The sequence below is a fragment of the Sphingobacterium sp. WOUb80 genome, from assembly GCF_050058145.1.
In the GTDB taxonomy this organism is placed as follows: domain Bacteria; phylum Bacteroidota; class Bacteroidia; order Sphingobacteriales; family Sphingobacteriaceae; genus Sphingobacterium.
Genome location: NZ_CP165617.1, coordinates 4,395,955 through 4,413,318 on the forward strand (window position 1 = coordinate 4,395,955; position 17,364 = coordinate 4,413,318).

At 40.2% G+C, this 17,364-nt stretch carries 15 protein-coding genes; all 15 read left to right on the forward strand.

The window, feature by feature from the left end; genetic code table 11:
• Window positions 1-212: 212 nt before the first annotated feature.
• Window positions 213-917 carry an NUDIX hydrolase gene (locus tag AB1Z56_RS18330; protein ID WP_309365756.1) on the forward strand — a complete coding sequence of 235 codons (705 nt, stop codon included), beginning with the start codon at window positions 213-215 and terminating at the stop codon, window positions 915-917.
• 146 nt (window positions 918-1,063) lie between these two features.
• Window positions 1,064-1,714, forward strand: coding sequence for a hypothetical protein (locus AB1Z56_RS18335; RefSeq protein ID WP_309365755.1), 651 nt, complete (start codon window positions 1,064-1,066; stop codon window positions 1,712-1,714).
• A 367-nt stretch (window positions 1,715-2,081) separates the two neighbouring features.
• Window positions 2,082-3,584 carry a F0F1 ATP synthase subunit beta gene (gene atpD, locus AB1Z56_RS18340; RefSeq protein ID WP_075994361.1) on the forward strand — a complete coding sequence of 501 codons (1,503 nt, stop codon included), beginning with the start codon at window positions 2,082-2,084 and terminating at the stop codon, window positions 3,582-3,584.
• A gap of 21 nt (window positions 3,585-3,605) precedes the next feature.
• Complete coding sequence (gene atpC / locus AB1Z56_RS18345; RefSeq protein WP_293901277.1) at window positions 3,606-3,854, forward strand: ATP synthase F1 subunit epsilon; 249 nt, start codon at window positions 3,606-3,608, stop codon at window positions 3,852-3,854.
• A 398-nt stretch (window positions 3,855-4,252) separates the two neighbouring features.
• On the forward strand, window positions 4,253-5,143 hold the full coding sequence (locus AB1Z56_RS18350; RefSeq protein WP_309365754.1) for a branched-chain amino acid transaminase: 891 nt from the start codon (window positions 4,253-4,255) through the stop codon (window positions 5,141-5,143).
• Entirely contained in the window at window positions 5,127-6,827 is a 1,701-nt protein-coding gene (gene ilvD, locus AB1Z56_RS18355) for a dihydroxy-acid dehydratase (RefSeq protein WP_309365753.1), read from the forward strand. The genes AB1Z56_RS18350 and ilvD overlap by 17 nt, the downstream gene beginning before the upstream one ends.
• Window positions 6,828-6,945: 118 nt before the next feature.
• Complete coding sequence (gene ilvB, locus AB1Z56_RS18360) at window positions 6,946-8,688, forward strand: biosynthetic-type acetolactate synthase large subunit (RefSeq protein ID WP_309365752.1); 1,743 nt, start codon at window positions 6,946-6,948, stop codon at window positions 8,686-8,688.
• Window positions 8,689-8,696: 8 nt separating this feature from the next.
• Window positions 8,697-9,287 carry an acetolactate synthase small subunit gene (ilvN, locus tag AB1Z56_RS18365; RefSeq protein WP_070570155.1) on the forward strand — a complete coding sequence of 197 codons (591 nt, stop codon included), beginning with the start codon at window positions 8,697-8,699 and terminating at the stop codon, window positions 9,285-9,287.
• A gap of 14 nt (window positions 9,288-9,301) precedes the next feature.
• On the forward strand, window positions 9,302-9,766 hold the full coding sequence (locus AB1Z56_RS18370) for a DinB family protein (RefSeq protein ID WP_309365751.1): 465 nt from the start codon (window positions 9,302-9,304) through the stop codon (window positions 9,764-9,766).
• Window positions 9,767-9,811: 45 nt separating this feature from the next.
• On the forward strand, window positions 9,812-11,293 hold the full coding sequence (gene ilvC, locus AB1Z56_RS18375) for a ketol-acid reductoisomerase (RefSeq protein WP_088163107.1): 1,482 nt from the start codon (window positions 9,812-9,814) through the stop codon (window positions 11,291-11,293).
• Between the two features lie 134 nt (window positions 11,294-11,427).
• Window positions 11,428-12,825, forward strand: coding sequence for a 3-isopropylmalate dehydratase large subunit (leuC, locus tag AB1Z56_RS18380; protein WP_309365750.1), 1,398 nt, complete (start codon window positions 11,428-11,430; stop codon window positions 12,823-12,825).
• Between the two features lie 10 nt (window positions 12,826-12,835).
• Window positions 12,836-13,426 carry a 3-isopropylmalate dehydratase small subunit gene (leuD, locus tag AB1Z56_RS18385; RefSeq protein ID WP_309365749.1) on the forward strand — a complete coding sequence of 197 codons (591 nt, stop codon included), beginning with the start codon at window positions 12,836-12,838 and terminating at the stop codon, window positions 13,424-13,426.
• Entirely contained in the window at window positions 13,420-14,898 is a 1,479-nt protein-coding gene (locus AB1Z56_RS18390) for an ATP-binding cassette domain-containing protein (RefSeq protein ID WP_309365748.1), read from the forward strand. Before leuD ends, AB1Z56_RS18390 begins: the two co-directional genes overlap by 7 nt.
• Before the next feature lie 177 nt (window positions 14,899-15,075).
• Window positions 15,076-16,149 carry a 3-isopropylmalate dehydrogenase gene (leuB, locus tag AB1Z56_RS18395; protein WP_159727357.1) on the forward strand — a complete coding sequence of 358 codons (1,074 nt, stop codon included), beginning with the start codon at window positions 15,076-15,078 and terminating at the stop codon, window positions 16,147-16,149.
• A gap of 42 nt (window positions 16,150-16,191) precedes the next feature.
• Entirely contained in the window at window positions 16,192-17,355 is a 1,164-nt protein-coding gene (locus AB1Z56_RS18400; RefSeq protein WP_293901245.1) for a 2-isopropylmalate synthase, read from the forward strand.
• Window positions 17,356-17,364 lie beyond the last annotated feature (9 nt).

Sequence of the window (17,364 nt, forward strand, 5' to 3'; positions counted from 1 at the left end):
ATATGAAAGAAAATTTTCATATTTAAAAAATTGAGCTAACTTCATCCCAGCAAATTATGATTAACCCGAGTCTTTGTTATTGGCGTACAAAAGCATTTTAGCGGGACATATCAGACAATTATTATACTTATTTTTAGCTATTTACTTTTTTACATAGTTTTGCTCAGTGAATAAATGGGATAAAGTCAGATAAAAAGATAAAACGATAGACGATGGAATATTATAAAAAAGATTCAGGGATCCTTTTGGCGGTAGACTGCATCATATTTGGATTTAACGGCGAATCCCTAGAAGTGCTTTTAATTAAACGAGACTTCGAACCAGAAAGAAATAAATGGAGTCTAATGGGCGGTTTCGTTCAATCTGACGAAAGTCCGGAAGAGGCTGCGAGCCGAGTACTCAGACAGTTAACCGGACTTGAAAATGTATACATGGAGCAGTGTAGTGTATTTGGAGAACCTAAACGTGAACCGAATGATCGGGTTGTCAGTATCTGTTATTTTGCATTGATTGATACACAACAATACAAACATATCCTAAGTGACGATTACGAAGCCAAATGGTTTCCATTACAGCAGCATCCAGCATTGATCTTCGATCATGACCAAATGATTTCTTCAGCACAGCATCGTTTACGCATGAAAGCAGCCATGTATCCGATTTTATTCGAGTTGCTACCCGAGAAATTCACGATTCCTCAGATTGCTGCGCTCTACGAGGGGGTATACAATATCGAATTGGATAAACGCAATTTTAGCCGAAAACTGCTTTCTTCTGATCTAATTATCAAACTACAGGAAAAGGATAAAGAAAATTCTAAAAAAGGAGCCTACTATTTCAAACTGAATACAGCTATCTATAAGGAAAAGATCATGTCCTTCTTACGCTATTTGCCCAGCTGGTCTATCGAATCGTAGGAACACGACCAGAAATCAGGCACAGAATAGGAATATATTTCACTTTCCATTTTCGTTTTTTCAATAATTCCTTATATTTATCACAGGTATATCCTAGTTTTACAATTAGGATAAGCTGAATTAACGCATTTTATAAAATAAACAACATGAGCAAATTGAGATTAGCATTTATATTCTTTACGATTTTATTTATTTCATCACATACGTTATTGGAAGCACAAACTCCCGCTGCGGCTCCCGCCACCACAGCAGCACAACAGGATAATGCCTTCAAGTACAGTCCGGATGGATTAAAAAAAGGAAGTTTGGCAAATCAATTTGACCACTTGAATTATATTTCGAAAAACAACTATGATTTCAAGATGGTGCGGAAAACCAATCTTGATATTGTAAAACGGAATGTAATTGATACCGTAGCAAAACTTCACAAAGAGATCAGCTCCTTGAAATCATCTTCCAGTAACTATACATCAAATACCAAAACTCTACAGGATTCTATTCAGGTTTTAAAAGATCAGCTGGCACAGGAGAAAGAAAAAACAGAAAGTTTCTCGTTCTTAGGAATCAGCACATCAAAAACATTTTATAGTACAGTGGTCTGGACGATCATTGCGGTATTGGCAGTAGCAGCATTTATCTTTTTATTTTCTTATCGGAAAGCTAAAGTGGACACGGTGGAATTCCAAAAAACAGCTGAGCAATCGCAAGAAGAATTCGCTACTTTCCGCAAAAAATCCATGGAAAAAGAACAACTGCTCAAACGTCAGTTGCAAGACGAACTAAATAAAAAAATATAGTCCTGCTTTTATAAAATAGCAGATTTATTTTGATCGACCTGTAACGACTCCTTGAGACACTCCGTTACAGGTCGATTTTATTTCATCAGGTTCTATTCTTAAAAACAAACAAAAGATTCAACGAAGTAAAGCTGTAAACTTCAAAAATACCTAGCCGGATAAAAGCGAAAAACTATATTTGCAGGTATAGAAATCGAAACATACAGAATTACAATCGATAACATTTTGACCTACATTAATAAAATTGTAATTTAATTGCAAATTCTATTTGTTTTTAAAAACGAATAACCTTATTTTTGCTGACCAAAAAAGAGGCCTTTTATGTCTCTTATATAAAATTGATTAATAAATATTTAGTCCCTATAATATGCCCAAGATTGGTAAAATAGCGCAGATTATCGGCCCAGTTGTTGACGTCAACTTCGCCGACAGTGAAAATCTACCTAAAATTTACGATGCATTGTACATTCAAAAAGAAAATGGACAACGTGTTGTATTAGAAGTTCAACAACACTTAGGTCAGGATCGTGTACGTACAATTGCCATGGACGCAACTGAAGGTTTAGTTCGCGGAATGGAAGTTGTCGATACTGGTGCTCCTATCAAAATGCCTGTTGGTGAAGAAATCAAAGGTCGTGTATTCAATGTAGTTGGTGATGCCATAGACGGGATCCAAAATTTGAATAAAGAGAATGGTCGTCCTATCCACAACGTACCTCCTAAATTCGAAGATTTGTCAACTGAATCCGAAGTACTTTTTACTGGTATCAAAGTTATTGACCTTTTAGAGCCATATGCTAAAGGTGGTAAAATTGGTTTATTCGGTGGTGCCGGTGTAGGTAAAACTGTATTAATCCAAGAATTAATCAACAATATCGCAAAAGGTCACGGTGGTCTTTCTGTATTCGCTGGTGTAGGTGAACGTACACGTGAAGGTAATGACTTATTGCGCGAGATGTTGGAGTCTGGTATCATCAAATATGGCGAGCATTTTATGGAAGGCATGGAAAAAGGCGAATGGCCTTTGGATACTGTTGACCACGAATTGATGAAAGATTCAAAATGTACGTTCGTATTCGGTCAAATGAACGAGCCTCCTGGGGCACGTGCACGTGTTGCTTTATCAGGTTTGACAGTAGCGGAATACTTCCGTGACGGTGATGGCGAAGGTCAGGGCCGTGACGTATTATTCTTCATCGATAACATCTTCCGTTTTACACAAGCAGGTTCTGAAGTATCTGCCCTATTGGGTCGTATGCCTTCAGCCGTAGGTTACCAACCAACATTGGCAACTGAGATGGGTTTAATGCAAGAGCGTATCACTTCAACTAAAAACGGATCAATCACTTCGGTTCAAGCCGTATATGTACCTGCCGATGACTTAACTGACCCTGCTCCAGCGACAACTTTCGCTCACTTGGATGCAACTACGGTATTGTCTCGTAAAATTGCTGAGTTAGGTATCTACCCTGCTGTGGATCCTTTGGATTCTACATCACGTATCCTTTCTCCTGCCGTTTTAGGTAACGAACACTATAATACAGCACAACGTGTAAAAGAAATTCTTCAACGTTATAAAGAATTGCAAGATATCATCGCCATCTTAGGTATGGACGAATTATCTGAAGAAGATAAACAAACTGTACACCGCGCACGTCGTGTACAACGTTTCTTATCTCAACCTTTCCATGTTGCAGAACAATTTACAGGTTTAAAAGGTGTATTGGTAGACATCAAAGATACCATCAAAGGTTTCAATATGATCATTGACGGCGAAGTAGATGAGTACCCTGAAGCTGCCTTCAACTTAGTAGGTAACATCGATGATGCTATCGAAAAAGGTAAAAAATTATTAGCAGAAGCAGTTTAATCTAGATTATATCTAAGAATAATGAAATTAACAATTATCACTCCAGACAAATTAGCATTCGAAGGCGAAGTAACTTCAGTTACTGTACCGGGCTCTGCGGGTTCTTTTCAAATTTTGAAAGACCACGCTGCCATTGTTTCTACTTTGGAAGATGGAAAGGTAATTATTCAACAAGGTAAAGGTGAACAAGAAGTGTTCATTAAAGGTGGTGTTGTGGAAGCAAAAGACAATGTCATTACCGTGCTTGCTGAAGGAATTATCGGAGATTAAATCAAATCGATTTTATAAAATCTAAAAAGCTTCCGATAGAAATATCGGAAGCTTTTTTTTTAAAGTTTTTTTGACATTTTCTTCATTTTAGGAAGAAAATAGACCATTGTAACAAAAAATAATTTTTCGACCATGTAGACCAACTTTAAATATGGTATACGACTAACAAAATATAAAACCAAACAAAACGCATTATTAAAAAATAAAATTCTATAAAAATATATTTAATAAAATTTTATTCTAAATACAAAATTAGCACTTTACCTATTGCCAATTATTGTAATTCCTGCTACCTTGAGGAAATGAAAATCGAAAGTTTTTATAGAAGCTTGAGATAGCATGATTTACCACCAATATTACAACAAAGGGAACTATTATCATAAGGTAAATTTTGGGTTATGAAATATTACGATAAAAACACATTGATCTATTTAGATGGAGCTTTTGTAAAAGCTTCCGAGGCTGCATTGGATCCCTTTGCACAGTCACTGCATTATGGGTATGCGGTGTTCGATGGTTTACGTGCGTATAATACCCACAATGGCCCGCGTATCTTTAAAGCTGACCTACATTTCGATCGCTTAAAGAGATCGTGTGAAGCAGTTAATATTCCGTATCGCTGGAGCAACCGAGAGCTGATCGACATCTGTTATGAGCTCCTGGCCAACAACAACCTAAGAGAAGCGTATATACGTCCTTTGGTATTGACTGGTTCAAATATGCACCTAACCTCATCAACCGAAGCAACCATCATGATGGCAGCATGGGAATGGGGGCCATATCTTGGCCAAAACCTATTAAAGGTATGTATCTCCGATATCAAAAGACCGAATCCAAAGTCGTTTAAAATTGACTCGAAGATCTCTGGGCAATATGTAAACTCCATCCTTGCAACAACAGAAGCAATCAGAAAGGGGTACGACGAAGCTTTAATGCTCGACCACGAAGGCTACGTTGCCCAAGCATCCAGTGAAAATATTTTCATCGAAAAGGATTTCAAAATCTATACGCCGCCAGTGAAGAATATCTTCCCGGGCATTACACGCCAGACTGTAAAAAACATTTGTAAAAAATTAAACTTCGAAGTCATTGAAAAGCAATTGACGGTAGAAGACATTTACACTGCTGACAGCGCTTTCTTATGTGGGACTGCGGCAGAAATTATCGGAATCAAACAAGTCGATGATGTCATCTACAAAGAAGCCTGGGAACACAGCATAGGTGCATCAATCCAAAGAAGATATAAAAATTTAGTATTAGAGAACGAAAATTATGAAGTCATCATCTAACGGCGAAAACGCAATGAACAAATACAGCCGTACATTTACACAAGACGAAACGCAACCTGCTGCAAAAGCAATGCTTTATGGTATCGGTCTTACAGATGCCGACATGGACAAAGCACAGGTCGGTATTGCCAGCATGGGATATGATGGTAATACGTGTAATATGCACTTAAATGATTTGGCACAAATCGTCAAGAAGGGTGTTTGGAACAATGATTTAGTGGGTTTGACCTTTGGAACCATTGGCGTCAGTGACGGTATGAGCAATGGTACCGATGGGATGCGTTATTCGTTGGTAAGCCGTGATGTGATCGCTGATAGTATCGAAACGATCTGTGGTGGACAATATTATGATGGCTTGATCTCTATTCCTGGCTGTGACAAAAACATGCCTGGTGCTATTATGGCCATGGCCCGTTTGGACCGTCCATCTTTAATGGTATATGGCGGTACCATCGCTCCAGGACACTATAAAGGTGAAGAATTAAACATTGTGTCTGCATTTGAAGCATTGGGACAACGCATCTGCGGAAATCTTTCCGATGAAGACTATGAAGGCATTATCAAACATACCTGCCCCGGTGCTGGTGCTTGTGGTGGAATGTATACAGCAAATACCATGGCTTCTGCAATTGAAGCCTTGGGAATGAGCTTACCATACTCATCTTCCAACCCTGCGATCTCGGAAGAAAAGAAAAATGAATGTTTAGAAGCAGGTCAACATATCCGCACGCTACTTGAGAAAGATATCAAGCCCTCTGATATCATGACACGTAAAGCATTTGAGAACGCGCTACGTACCATTGTTATCTTGGGTGGTAGTACCAATGCAGTACTTCACTTTATTGCAATAGGCAAAGCCGTAGGCGTAGACATTACGCAAGACGACTTCCAACGCATGAGTGACGAAACCCCGGTTTTAGCTGACTTTAAACCGTCTGGTAAATATTTGATGCAAGATCTTCAGCAATTTGGTGGAACTCCGGCTGTCATGAAATATCTTTTAAATGAAGGTTTACTTCATGGTGACTGTATCACGGTAACAGGAAAAACGGTCGCTGAAAACTTGGCTGATGTTAAATCAATCATGGAATATGATCAACCGATTATCAAACCATTGAGCGATCCTATTAAGGCTACAGGACACTTACAGATTCTTTACGGAAACTTAGCAGAGAAAGGTTCTGTTGCCAAGATTTCTGGCAAAGAAGGTGAAAAATTCACTGGTCCTGCACGCGTATTCGATGGCGAGCATGATTTAGTAGCGGGTATCGCATCCGGTAGAATCAAACCAGGCGATGTTGTTGTGATCAAAAATGAAGGTCCTGTTGGAGCGCCAGGCATGCCTGAAATGCTTAAACCAACCTCTTTGATTATTGGTGCCGGCCTTGGTAAATCTGTTGCTTTAATCACCGACGGCCGTTTCTCGGGTGGAACACATGGTTTTGTCGTAGGGCATATCACACCAGAATCTTACAAAGGCGGATTGATCGGTCTTGTACATGATGATGATATCATCGAGATCGATGCAGTAAATAATAGCATCAATGTGCTGATTTCCGATGAAGAGATCGCGCAACGCCGTGCCGCTTGGGTACAACCAGCGTTAAAAGTTAGCAAAGGAGTTTTATACAAATATGCTAAAACTGTTGCCGATGCCTCAGAAGGCTGTGTAACGGATCAATAGAAAATAAAAAACAGAGACATTAAGCAAATAGAGACCTAAACAATCGACGCTTAATGTCTCAGATCTAATATCTAAATACTAAAAAGACTGAATAATCAACAATAAAAAAATCAACGTAATGAGTACACTGGAAATAACAGAAAATAAGGCCGCTACAGCGCAGCAAACTCCGACACAAATTTCGGGATCGAAAGCTGTATTGGAGGCCTTATTGAGCGAAGGAGTTGATACCGTATTTGGTTATCCTGGAGGGGCAATTATGCCGATCTATGATGCCCTTTATGATTATACGGATCGTCTGAAGCATATTTTAGTGCGCCATGAACAAGGTGGAATCCACGCGGCGCAAGGTTATGCAAGAACTTCAGGTCGTACAGGCGTCGTCTTTGCGACAAGTGGCCCTGGAGCAACAAACCTAGTTACTGGACTGGCTGATGCCATGATCGATAGTAACCCTATCGTCTGTGTCACAGGTCAGGTCTTTGCTTCACTCTTGGGAACAGATGCTTTTCAGGAAACAGATGTCATCAATATCACGGCACCGGTCACCAAATGGAACTACCAAGTCACCGACGCAACTGAAATTCCAGCTGCACTCGCAAAAGCATTTTATATCGCCAGCACAGGCCGTCCAGGTCCGGTATTGATCGATATCACCAAAAATGCACAGCTACAATTGTTCGATTACTTCGGTTATGAAAAATGCAACCACGTACGTAGCTACAGACCTGCACCACAAGTTCGTAAAGAATATGTTGAGCAGGCAGCCGAGTTAATCAACAATGCAAAAAAACCATTTGTTCTTTTTGGACAAGGAATCATTCTTGGAAAAGCAGAGGAAGAATTCAAAGCTTTTATCGAGAAAACTGGCATTCCTTCGGCATCCACTGTCATGGGCTTAAGTGCACTTCCAACGGATCATAAACTTCACGTCGGGATGTTGGGTATGCATGGTAACTATGCACCAAATGTCATGACCAATGAATGTGATGTTTTAATAGCCATCGGTATGCGTTTCGATGACCGTGTAACAGGTCGTTTAGACAAATATGCCAAACAGGCAAAAGTAATCCATTTGGATATAGACCCAGCAGAGATTGACAAAAACGTACAGACAACCGTACCTGTATGGGGCGACTGTAAGGAGTCACTTCCAATGCTGACGGAATTGGTAAAAGCTACAGATCACTCCGCTTGGTTGGAACAATTCCGTGAACTTGAAAAAGAAGAAATCAAGGAAGTCATCCAAAATGAACTTCACCCACAAACCGATATTATGACCATGGGTGAGGTCATCAATGTGTTGAATGAATTGACGGGTGGTGATGCGATCATTACAACGGACGTCGGTCAACACCAAATGGTAACTTGTCGCTATGCCAAATTCAACAACAGCAAATCGAATGTAACCTCAGGAGGCTTAGGAACAATGGGCTTTGGTCTTCCGGCAGCAATCGGTGCCTGGTATGGCGCCCCAGAGAAAACTGTCGTAGCAATCATCGGTGATGGTGGTATACAAATGACGATCCAAGAGCTCGGAACGATTATGCAATTTGGCGCAAAAGTCAAAATCATGATCCTCAACAATGAATTCTTGGGCATGGTACGCCAATGGCAGCAATTGTTCCACGACAGACGTTATTCATTCGTGAATATCACGAGTCCTGACTTTGTTGCTGTAGCGAAAGGCTATTACATCGACGGTCAGAAGATTTCGGAACGTAAAGACCTGCGTAATGCCCTGAAAACTATGATTGATCACGATGGAGCATATCTATTGGAAGTGATGGTAGGTAAGGAAAACAATGTATTCCCAATGGTTGCACAAGGAACATCGGTATCTGAGATACGTTTAAAGTAGAATTTAACATGGAAAAACAAGAATATACCATCACCCTATATACAGAGAATTCAATCGGTCTTATCGGTCGGATCTCAACAATTTTTTCAAGAAGAAAAATCAATATTGAAAGCTTGAATACTTCCCCTTCTGAAGTAGAAGGAATACATCGTTTTACCATCGTAATCACGGAGGCTGAAGATGTTTTACGTAAGCTTTGTCGTCAACTGGAAAAACAGATTGATATCCTCAAGGCCTATTATAACACCAATGATGAAGTGATCTGGCAAGAACAAGCGCTGTATAAAGTACCTGCGGATGTGGTCAATGAAAAAGTATATGTAGAACGTTTATTACGTCAATATGGTGCCAATGTTGTTGTGATCCGCAACGACTACATCGTCTTTGAAACTGCAGGTCACCGCGAGGAGATCGATAAGTTGACAGAAGAATTGACCAAATATGGTTTGATCGAATTTGTCCGTGGCGCACGTATCGCCATCATTAAAGATAGTGCAGGTTTCCATTCCAAATTGGTTCAGTTTGAAGCCAAGGAACCATCGATAGAAATTGTAGAAAACGAGTATCTCGACAAAAGAGATGACGTATTTACGATGTAAGCTTTAATAGTATTATGCAAGAGACATTTAAATTTATCTTAAAGTCACGTCAAAAATTCATTGAATTACTTGACGGTCTTTCCATTGAACAGCTTAACAAAATTCCCGTGGGATTTAACAACAATATCATCTGGAATTTTGCCCACATTGTCGTCAGTACACAGACCTTAGTTTATGTCCGTACGGGGATCAAGGCCGATACGACTTGGGTAGACTATAACGAAGATTATAAAAAAGACACCAAGCCAACCCGCTTTGTTGAACAAGCAGAAGTTGATGAATTGAAAGAAATCGCAATCCGCAGTATTGAGCAAATTGCTGCTGACTATGAGAACGGTGTTTTCGGAGAAATCACCTCCTTTTCAACAGCAACCTATGGCTATCCAATGGATACCATTGAAGAAGTTATAGCCCTGACATCAGGACACGATAACGTTCATTTCGGTTACGCCATGGCTCAACGCAGATTAGTACAATAATTAAAATAAATAATCAACAACCCATAACAGAAAGAAAGTAAAACAATGGCAAATTATTTCAACACCTTACCGCTTAGAGAGCAGTTAGAACAATTAAGTCACGCTGAATTCATGGATAACACCGAATTCACGGATGGTGTAAACGCTTTAAAAGGTAAAAAAATCGTAATCGTAGGATGTGGTGCACAAGGCTTGAACCAAGGTTTAAACTTAAGAGATAGCGGACTGGACGTTTCTTATGCTTTGCGTAAAGAAGCTATTGAACAAAAAAGAGATTCTTGGAAAAACGCTACAGACAACAACTTTAACGTCGGCACTTACGAAGAATTGATCCCATCTGCGGATTTAGTTATCAACTTGACTCCAGATAAACAACATACTTCAGTAATCAACGCTGTCATGCCGTTGATGAAAGAAGGTGCTACATTATCGTATTCACACGGTTTCAACATCGTTGAAGAAGGTATGCAAATCCGTAAAGATATTACTGTCATCATGGTTGCTCCAAAATGTCCAGGTTCTGAAGTACGTGCAGAATATCTTCGTGGTTTTGGTGTACCTACTTTGATTGCTGTTCACCCAGAGAATGATCCACAAGGAAAAGGCTGGGCTGAAGCAAAAGCATATTGTGTAGGAACAGGTGGACACAAGGCCGGTGTATTGAAATCTTCATTCGTAGCCGAAGTAAAATCAGACTTAATGGGAGAGCAAACTATCCTTTGTGGATTGTTGCAAACAGGTTCGATCTTATCTTTTGACAAAATGATCGAGAAAGGCATCGAAGCTGGTTACGCTTCCAAATTGGTACAATACGGTGTAGAAGTTATCACTGAAGCCTTGAAACATGGTGGCGTAAGCGGTATGATGGACCGTTTGAGCAATCCTGCTAAAGTGAAAGCATTTGAGATCTCTGAAGAATTGAAAGATATCATGCGTCCTTTATTCCAAAAACACCAAGATGATATCATGTCAGGTCACTTTAGCAAGACGATGATGGAAGACTGGGCAAACGGTGATGCAAACCTATTGAAATGGAGAGCTGAAACTGGTGAAACTGCATTCGAAAAAACGCCAGCTGGTGATGTTAAAATCAACGAACAAGAGTATTTCGACAACTACACATTGATGGTTGCTTTCATCCGTGCAGGTGTGGAATTGGCATTCGAAACAATGGTTGAAGCAGGTATCAAACCAGAATCAGCCTATTACGAATCATTGCACGAAACACCATTGATCGCTAACACAATCGCTCGTAAGAAGTTATTCGAAATGAACCGTGTTATCTCTGATACTGCAGAATACGGTTGCTACCTATTCGATCAAGCTTGTAAACCTTTATTAGCAGACTTCATGAAAACTGTTGATACGGATTTAGTCGGTAAAAACTTTAACGACAACAAAGACGCAGCAGTTGACAATGCACAATTGGTTGTTATCAATGAAATTTTACGCGATCACCCGGTGGAAATCGTTGGCCGCAAATTGCGTAAAGCGATGACGGCTATGAAAGCAATCAAAACTGTTTAAAAGTCCATACGAAATTATACATGCTCCAAAAATCATGAATATTTCGTAATTTAGTATATTGAAATCAAGGTGATATTGAGACATTTACAATATCACCTTGATTCATATAAAAATAACATAAGAGAGATTAAAAAATGTCAAAAACATTAGTAGAAAAGATTTGGGATGCTCACGTCGTCAAGCGTGAAGAAGGGTTTCCGGATATTATATATATCGACACCCACTTGATTCATGAAGTTACTTCACCTCAAGCTTTCGATGGCTTGCGTAAAAGAGGAATCCCAGTTTTTCGTCCAAAGCAAACGGTAGCTACTGCCGACCACAACGTACCGACACTCAATCAACATTTACCGATCAAAGAAGAGCTATCCCGCTATCAAGTTGATATGCTCACCAAAAATTGCGCTGAATTTGGTATTGAATTATATGGTTTGGGGCATCCATACCAGGGGATTGTACACGTTATTGGTCCGGAGCTGGGTATCACCCTACCAGGTAAAACGATGGTCTGTGGCGATAGCCATACCTCAACACATGGTGCTTTTGGAGCTATTGCTTTTGGTATTGGAACCTCTCAAGTTGAACAGGTCTTCGCAACACAATGTTTATTGCAGTCGAAGCCAAAAACAATGAAAATTGAAGTCAACGGTACCCTTCAAAAAGGTGTTGGAGCAAAAGATATCATCCTATACATCATCTCCAAAATCTCTGCTGCGGGTGGTACAGGTTACTTTATCGAATATGCTGGTTCAGCAATCCGCTCATTAAGTATGGAAGCGCGTATGACCATCTGTAACATGAGTATAGAAATGGGAGCTCGCGGAGGCTTAATTGCTCCGGATCAAATCACTTTTGACTATGTGGAAGGCCGTGAATTCGCACCGAAAGGTGAAGAATGGGACAAGGCTCTTGCCTACTGGAAAACATTATATTCTGACGAAGATGCCATCTTTGATAAAGTATTGACTTTTGATGCTGCAGACATTGCGCCAATGATTACTTATGGCACCAACCCAGGCATGGGTATGGGTATCGCAGAACATATCCCTGCTACTAACGCACAACCGGAATCAGAAAGACCATCGTACCAAAAAGCATTGGATTACATGGGCTTTAAAGATGATTCTGTCGTACTAGGTAACCGTGTTGATTATGTTTTCATCGGAAGTTGTACCAATTCCCGTATTGAAGATTTACGTGAAGTAGCTTCATTCGTTAAAGGCAAACAAAAAGCACAAGACGTTGAAGTATGGATTGTACCGGGCTCAAAACAAGTAGAAAAACAAGCTAAAGAAGAAGGCTTGGATAAAATATTTGAAGCGGCAGGATTCCAGCTTCGTGAACCAGGATGTTCGGCATGTTTAGGTATGAACGAAGATAAAATCCCTGCTGGTAAATATTGCGTTTCGACTTCAAATAGAAATTTCGAAGGACGTCAGGGACCGAATGCCCGCACCATGCTGGTATCGCCTTTGACAGCAGCAGCTGCGGCAGTAACAGGTAAAGTAACAGATGTAAGAGAGTTGATCTAAGCAGAAAAAAATGAAAAAATTTGAAACTTTAACGTCCCAGGTAGTCCCTCTACCTATCGAAAATATTGATACTGATCAAATTATTCCCGCACGCTTTCTAAAAGCGACCACGCGTGAAGGTTTTGGTGATAATTTATTCCGCGATTGGCGTTTTGACACAGACAATCAGCCCAAAACTGACTTTGTGTTGAACAACCCGACCTATACAGGGAAAATATTGGTTGCCGGTAAAAACTTTGGTTGTGGTTCAAGCCGCGAGCATGCCGCATGGGCTATTCAAGACTATGGCTTTGATGTGGTCATCAGCTCATTCTTTGCCGATATATTCAAAGGAAATGCCCTTAATAATGGTGTATTACCGATTCAGGTACCGGAAGAATTTTTAGGAAAAATCTTCGAGTTGGTACAGAAAAATCCTAAAACAGAAATCATCGTCGATCTGGAGAAACAAACAGTCATGTTGACAGAAACAGGCGATCAATTTGAATTTGAAATCAATCCATACAAAAAATCATGCTTGATCAATGGATATGATGACATTGATTTTATCCTTAATCAAAAAGATTCAATCGAAGCATTTGAAGCAAACAGACAATGGTAGATCCTGTCGTCCATATTGCCAATTTAACCATTCAGTACGGTAAAGATACCGTACTGCAAGACTTAAATTGGCAAATTTTTCCTGGCGAGCAATGGATCTTAGGTGGTCCGAGCGGTACAGGAAAAACCACGCTTGCAAAAGCGATTGCCGGTCAATTGAAGTATGAAGGCCAGATCACATTCCACCTTGACCCAACGAGCCTATTGCCGGCAAAAATTCACTACGTTTCCAATTGGTTTCAATTTACCAATCTCGAAGGTGATCGCAACTTCTACTATCAGCAGCGTTACAACAAATTCGCGAAAAACGACACATTAACTGTTTTTGCCGAGTTGAAACATTTTGCACAGGAAGAACAGCTTTCTTTTGAAAACGTACGTGCTTACCTGAGCATTTTTGGCTTCGAAAATTTCAAAGATCAGCAGTTGATTGAACTTTCGAGTGGCGAACACAAAAGACTGCAATTGATCAAGGCCTTGTGGCTTCAACCTCAGCTGCTCATTATTGACCAGCCTTATACAGGACTAGATGCACAGTCTCGGGAAGATCTCAATCAGATTTTCGATCAGCTTGCGGATAAGGGTGTCACCTTGTTGTTGATAAGTAATGATGACGAACAGCCCAACTGCATCAATCGTTTTGCGGAGATTCAGGAGGGTAAAATCGTGACTCGCCAACATAGTGAAGAGCTATCCAAAGGTTTGCCCCGAACAAGAAAGGCGCTGCCTTATTTTCTGCAACAGGCTCCCCAGGTATCCTCCCAGGTCATGGTAAAAATGAATAAGATCAATATTTCATACGGCGAAAAGCAAGTCTTAAAGGATATTGACTGGGAAGTAAAAGCCGGCGAAAAATGGTTGCTTCAAGGGCATAATGGTTCAGGAAAATCCACATTGCTCAGTCTCATCAACGGAGATCATCCACAGGCCTACGCCAATGACATCCATCTTTTTGGCAAAAAAAGAGGATCTGGAGAAAGCATTTGGGATATCAAAGAACATTTGGGTATTATATCACCCGAATTACATTGGTACTATGATATGAATGCCAACGTGGGACAGACTATCGCTTCGGGATTTTTTGACTCCATGAGCCTCTACCAACGATTAGGATTTGAACAACAGCAAAAGCTCGAACAAATTCTCCATTTTTTTGACCTTAAAGAGGTGAAACACAAAACATTGGGATCATTACCACTAGGTCAACAACGTTTGGTCTTATTGGCTCGTACGATCGTGAAACACCCTGAATTGCTGATTTTGGACGAACCTTGTCAGGGTTTAGACAAAGAGCAGACCCAGTATTTCAACGACGTCATCGATGACCTCAGTAAAAGTGGCCAGACCCTCATTTATGTAGGGCACTTCCAAACCCAACTACCAACGTGTATTGACAATAAAATCGTGTTGGAAAAGGGAGAAGTAAAGGCTGTATCCGAAGTTATCCACAAAAAAGAGGCTTTATCAACATAAAAAATGTGGAAAACTTCAATTAATTTGAAAATAAGAACAAAAAAATTAAAAGAGCATCAAGATATTGGCAAAACATTGGAAATCAAAAGTCAAAAGTAAAGACAATTCAATAGGTCTTAGGCCTATCTTCCAAAGTTTCCATATACCTATCTCTGATAGCTCAATACTAAAAATACAATGAAGAAAAATATTTTAATCATACCTGGAGACGGCATCGGCCAAGAAGTAACAACTTGGGGTAAAAAAGTTTTAGAAAAAATCGGTGAAAATTATGGTCATGAATTCAGCTTTGATGAAGCTATCATGGGCCATACTGCAATTGAGGCGACAGGCAACCCTCTTCCTGATGAAACATTAGCGAAAGCAAAAGCTTCTGATGCGATCCTTTTCGGCGCCATTGGCCATATCAAGTATGATAATGATCCTTCTGCTAAAGTAAGACCTGAACAAGGCTTATTAAAAATCCGTAAAGAACTAGGTCTTTACGCAAATCTTCGTCCAATCCTTTTATTCGATGAGTTATTAGATGCTTCGAGTTTAAAGCCTGAAATTCTTCAAGGTACAGATATCCTTTTCTTCCGTGAATTGACAGGTGATGTGTATTTTGGTGAAAAAAACCGCAATGAGGACAACACCTTTGCGTCAGATCTGATGAACTACCACCGTTACGAGGTTGAACGTATCGCACGTAAAGCTTATGATGCAGCACGTACACGTAACAAAAGATTATGCTCTGTTGATAAAGCCAATGTATTGGAAACATCCCGCCTGTGGAGAGAAGTTGTACAGGAAATCGCAAAAGAATATCCGGATGTTGAAACCGAGCACATGTTTATCGATAATGCGGCCATGCAATTGGTGAAAAATCCGAAGAAATTTGATGTGGTATTGACAGCCAATCTTTTTGGTGATATCTTGACAGACGAAGCGTCACAGATCGCAGGCTCAATGGGTATGTTGGCTTCTGCTTCCGTAGGTGATGGCACAGGCTTCTTCGAACCTATCCACGGCTCAGCACACGATATCGCTGGTCAAAATAAAGCCAATCCACTGGCTTCAATTTTATCTGCAGCCTTGATGCTTGATATTAGCTTTGGTCTACAGGACGAAGCTAAAGCTGTTACCAATGCTGTTGCTGAAACATTAAAAGCTGGTTGGAGAACCGGTGATATTGCTAATAGTAGCACAGAAGCTTCAAAAATCTTAGGTACTCAGGAAATGGGTGAAAAAGTATTGGAGTTTATTAAATAGTATACCCTTTTTAATTTGTAAATCTTTTTGAATTAAGAAATTATGTTACACGATCCTAATCATCTTTACATTTTCGACACCACATTACGTGATGGCGAACAGGTACCAGGCTGCCAATTAACTACTCCAGAGAAAATTGAGATTGCTAAAGACCTGGAAAAACTAGGGGTAGATATTATCGAAGCCGGTTTCCCAGTGTCTAGCCCTGGTGATTTTCAATCGGTGGTAGAATTATCTAAAGCGGTAAACGATGTCATCATATGCGCATTGACCCGTGCCAATCAAAACGATATTGACGTAGCTGCCGAGGCATTAAAATATGCCAAACGCCCACGTATCCATACCGGTATTGGTTCTTCGGACATGCATATCAAATATAAATTTAACAGCACAAGAGAAGAAATTTTAGAACGTGCCGTTGCGGCTGTAAAACATGCCAAATCCTATGTAGAAGATGTCGAGTTTTATGCAGAAGATGCTGGTCGCGCAGACTTGGAATTTCTAGCTAAAATGGTTGAATCGGTGATTGCTGCCGGTGCTACTGTGGTCAACATCCCTGATACAAACGGCTATTGTTTACCAGACCAATATGGTTCCAAAATCAAGTATTTAAAGGAAAATGTACGCAATATCGATCAGGCAATTATTTCGGCACATTGTCACAATGACTTGGGACTTGCAACAGCAAATTCGATCGCTGCCATCCAAAATGGGGCCCGTCAGGTAGAATGTACGATCAACGGTATTGGTGAGCGTGCAGGAAACACCTCACTTGAAGAAGTAGCCATGATTCTTAAAGTGCACAACCAAGCATTTGGAAGTTTAACATCAAATATTGATAGCCGCATGTTTACGTACTTATCCCGCAAGGTAAGTGACATGATGAACATGCCTGTACAACCGAATAAAGCGATTGTTGGCCGCAATGCCTTCGCTCATAGCTCGGGTATACATCAAGATGGCTTCTTAAAACACCGTGAAAACTATGAGATCATCAGACCCGAAGATGTTGGTCTAGTTGAAGCTGATATTATCTTAACTGCCCGTTCAGGAAGACATGCCCTTAAACACCATTTGGAGCGTTTAGGTTTCCATCTTGAAAAAGATGATTTAGCAGATTGCTATCAACGCTTCTTGGTTTTGGCCGACGAAAAGAAAAATATTTGTGATGATGACCTAAAAAGCCTCATCCAGGAAAAGATATAAAAAAGGAAG

Coding starts and splice junctions, on each gene's coding strand:
- leuD (WP_309365749.1), top strand. CDS start 12,836: ATGAAAAAATTTGAAACTTTAACGTCCCAGGTAGTCCCTCTACCTATC.
- AB1Z56_RS18350 (WP_309365754.1), top strand. CDS start 4,253: ATGAAATATTACGATAAAAACACATTGATCTATTTAGATGGAGCTTTT.
- leuC (WP_309365750.1), top strand. CDS start 11,428: ATGTCAAAAACATTAGTAGAAAAGATTTGGGATGCTCACGTCGTCAAG.
- ilvB (WP_309365752.1), top strand. CDS start 6,946: ATGAGTACACTGGAAATAACAGAAAATAAGGCCGCTACAGCGCAGCAA.
- AB1Z56_RS18330 (WP_309365756.1), top strand. CDS start 213: ATGGAATATTATAAAAAAGATTCAGGGATCCTTTTGGCGGTAGACTGC.
- leuB (WP_159727357.1), top strand. CDS start 15,076: ATGAAGAAAAATATTTTAATCATACCTGGAGACGGCATCGGCCAAGAA.
- atpD (WP_075994361.1), top strand. CDS start 2,082: ATGCCCAAGATTGGTAAAATAGCGCAGATTATCGGCCCAGTTGTTGAC.
- AB1Z56_RS18370 (WP_309365751.1), top strand. CDS start 9,302: ATGCAAGAGACATTTAAATTTATCTTAAAGTCACGTCAAAAATTCATT.
- AB1Z56_RS18390 (WP_309365748.1), top strand. CDS start 13,420: ATGGTAGATCCTGTCGTCCATATTGCCAATTTAACCATTCAGTACGGT.
- atpC (WP_293901277.1), top strand. CDS start 3,606: ATGAAATTAACAATTATCACTCCAGACAAATTAGCATTCGAAGGCGAA.
- AB1Z56_RS18335 (WP_309365755.1), top strand. CDS start 1,064: ATGAGCAAATTGAGATTAGCATTTATATTCTTTACGATTTTATTTATT.
- AB1Z56_RS18400 (WP_293901245.1), top strand. CDS start 16,192: ATGTTACACGATCCTAATCATCTTTACATTTTCGACACCACATTACGT.
- ilvD (WP_309365753.1), top strand. CDS start 5,127: ATGAAGTCATCATCTAACGGCGAAAACGCAATGAACAAATACAGCCGT.
- ilvN (WP_070570155.1), top strand. CDS start 8,697: ATGGAAAAACAAGAATATACCATCACCCTATATACAGAGAATTCAATC.
- ilvC (WP_088163107.1), top strand. CDS start 9,812: ATGGCAAATTATTTCAACACCTTACCGCTTAGAGAGCAGTTAGAACAA.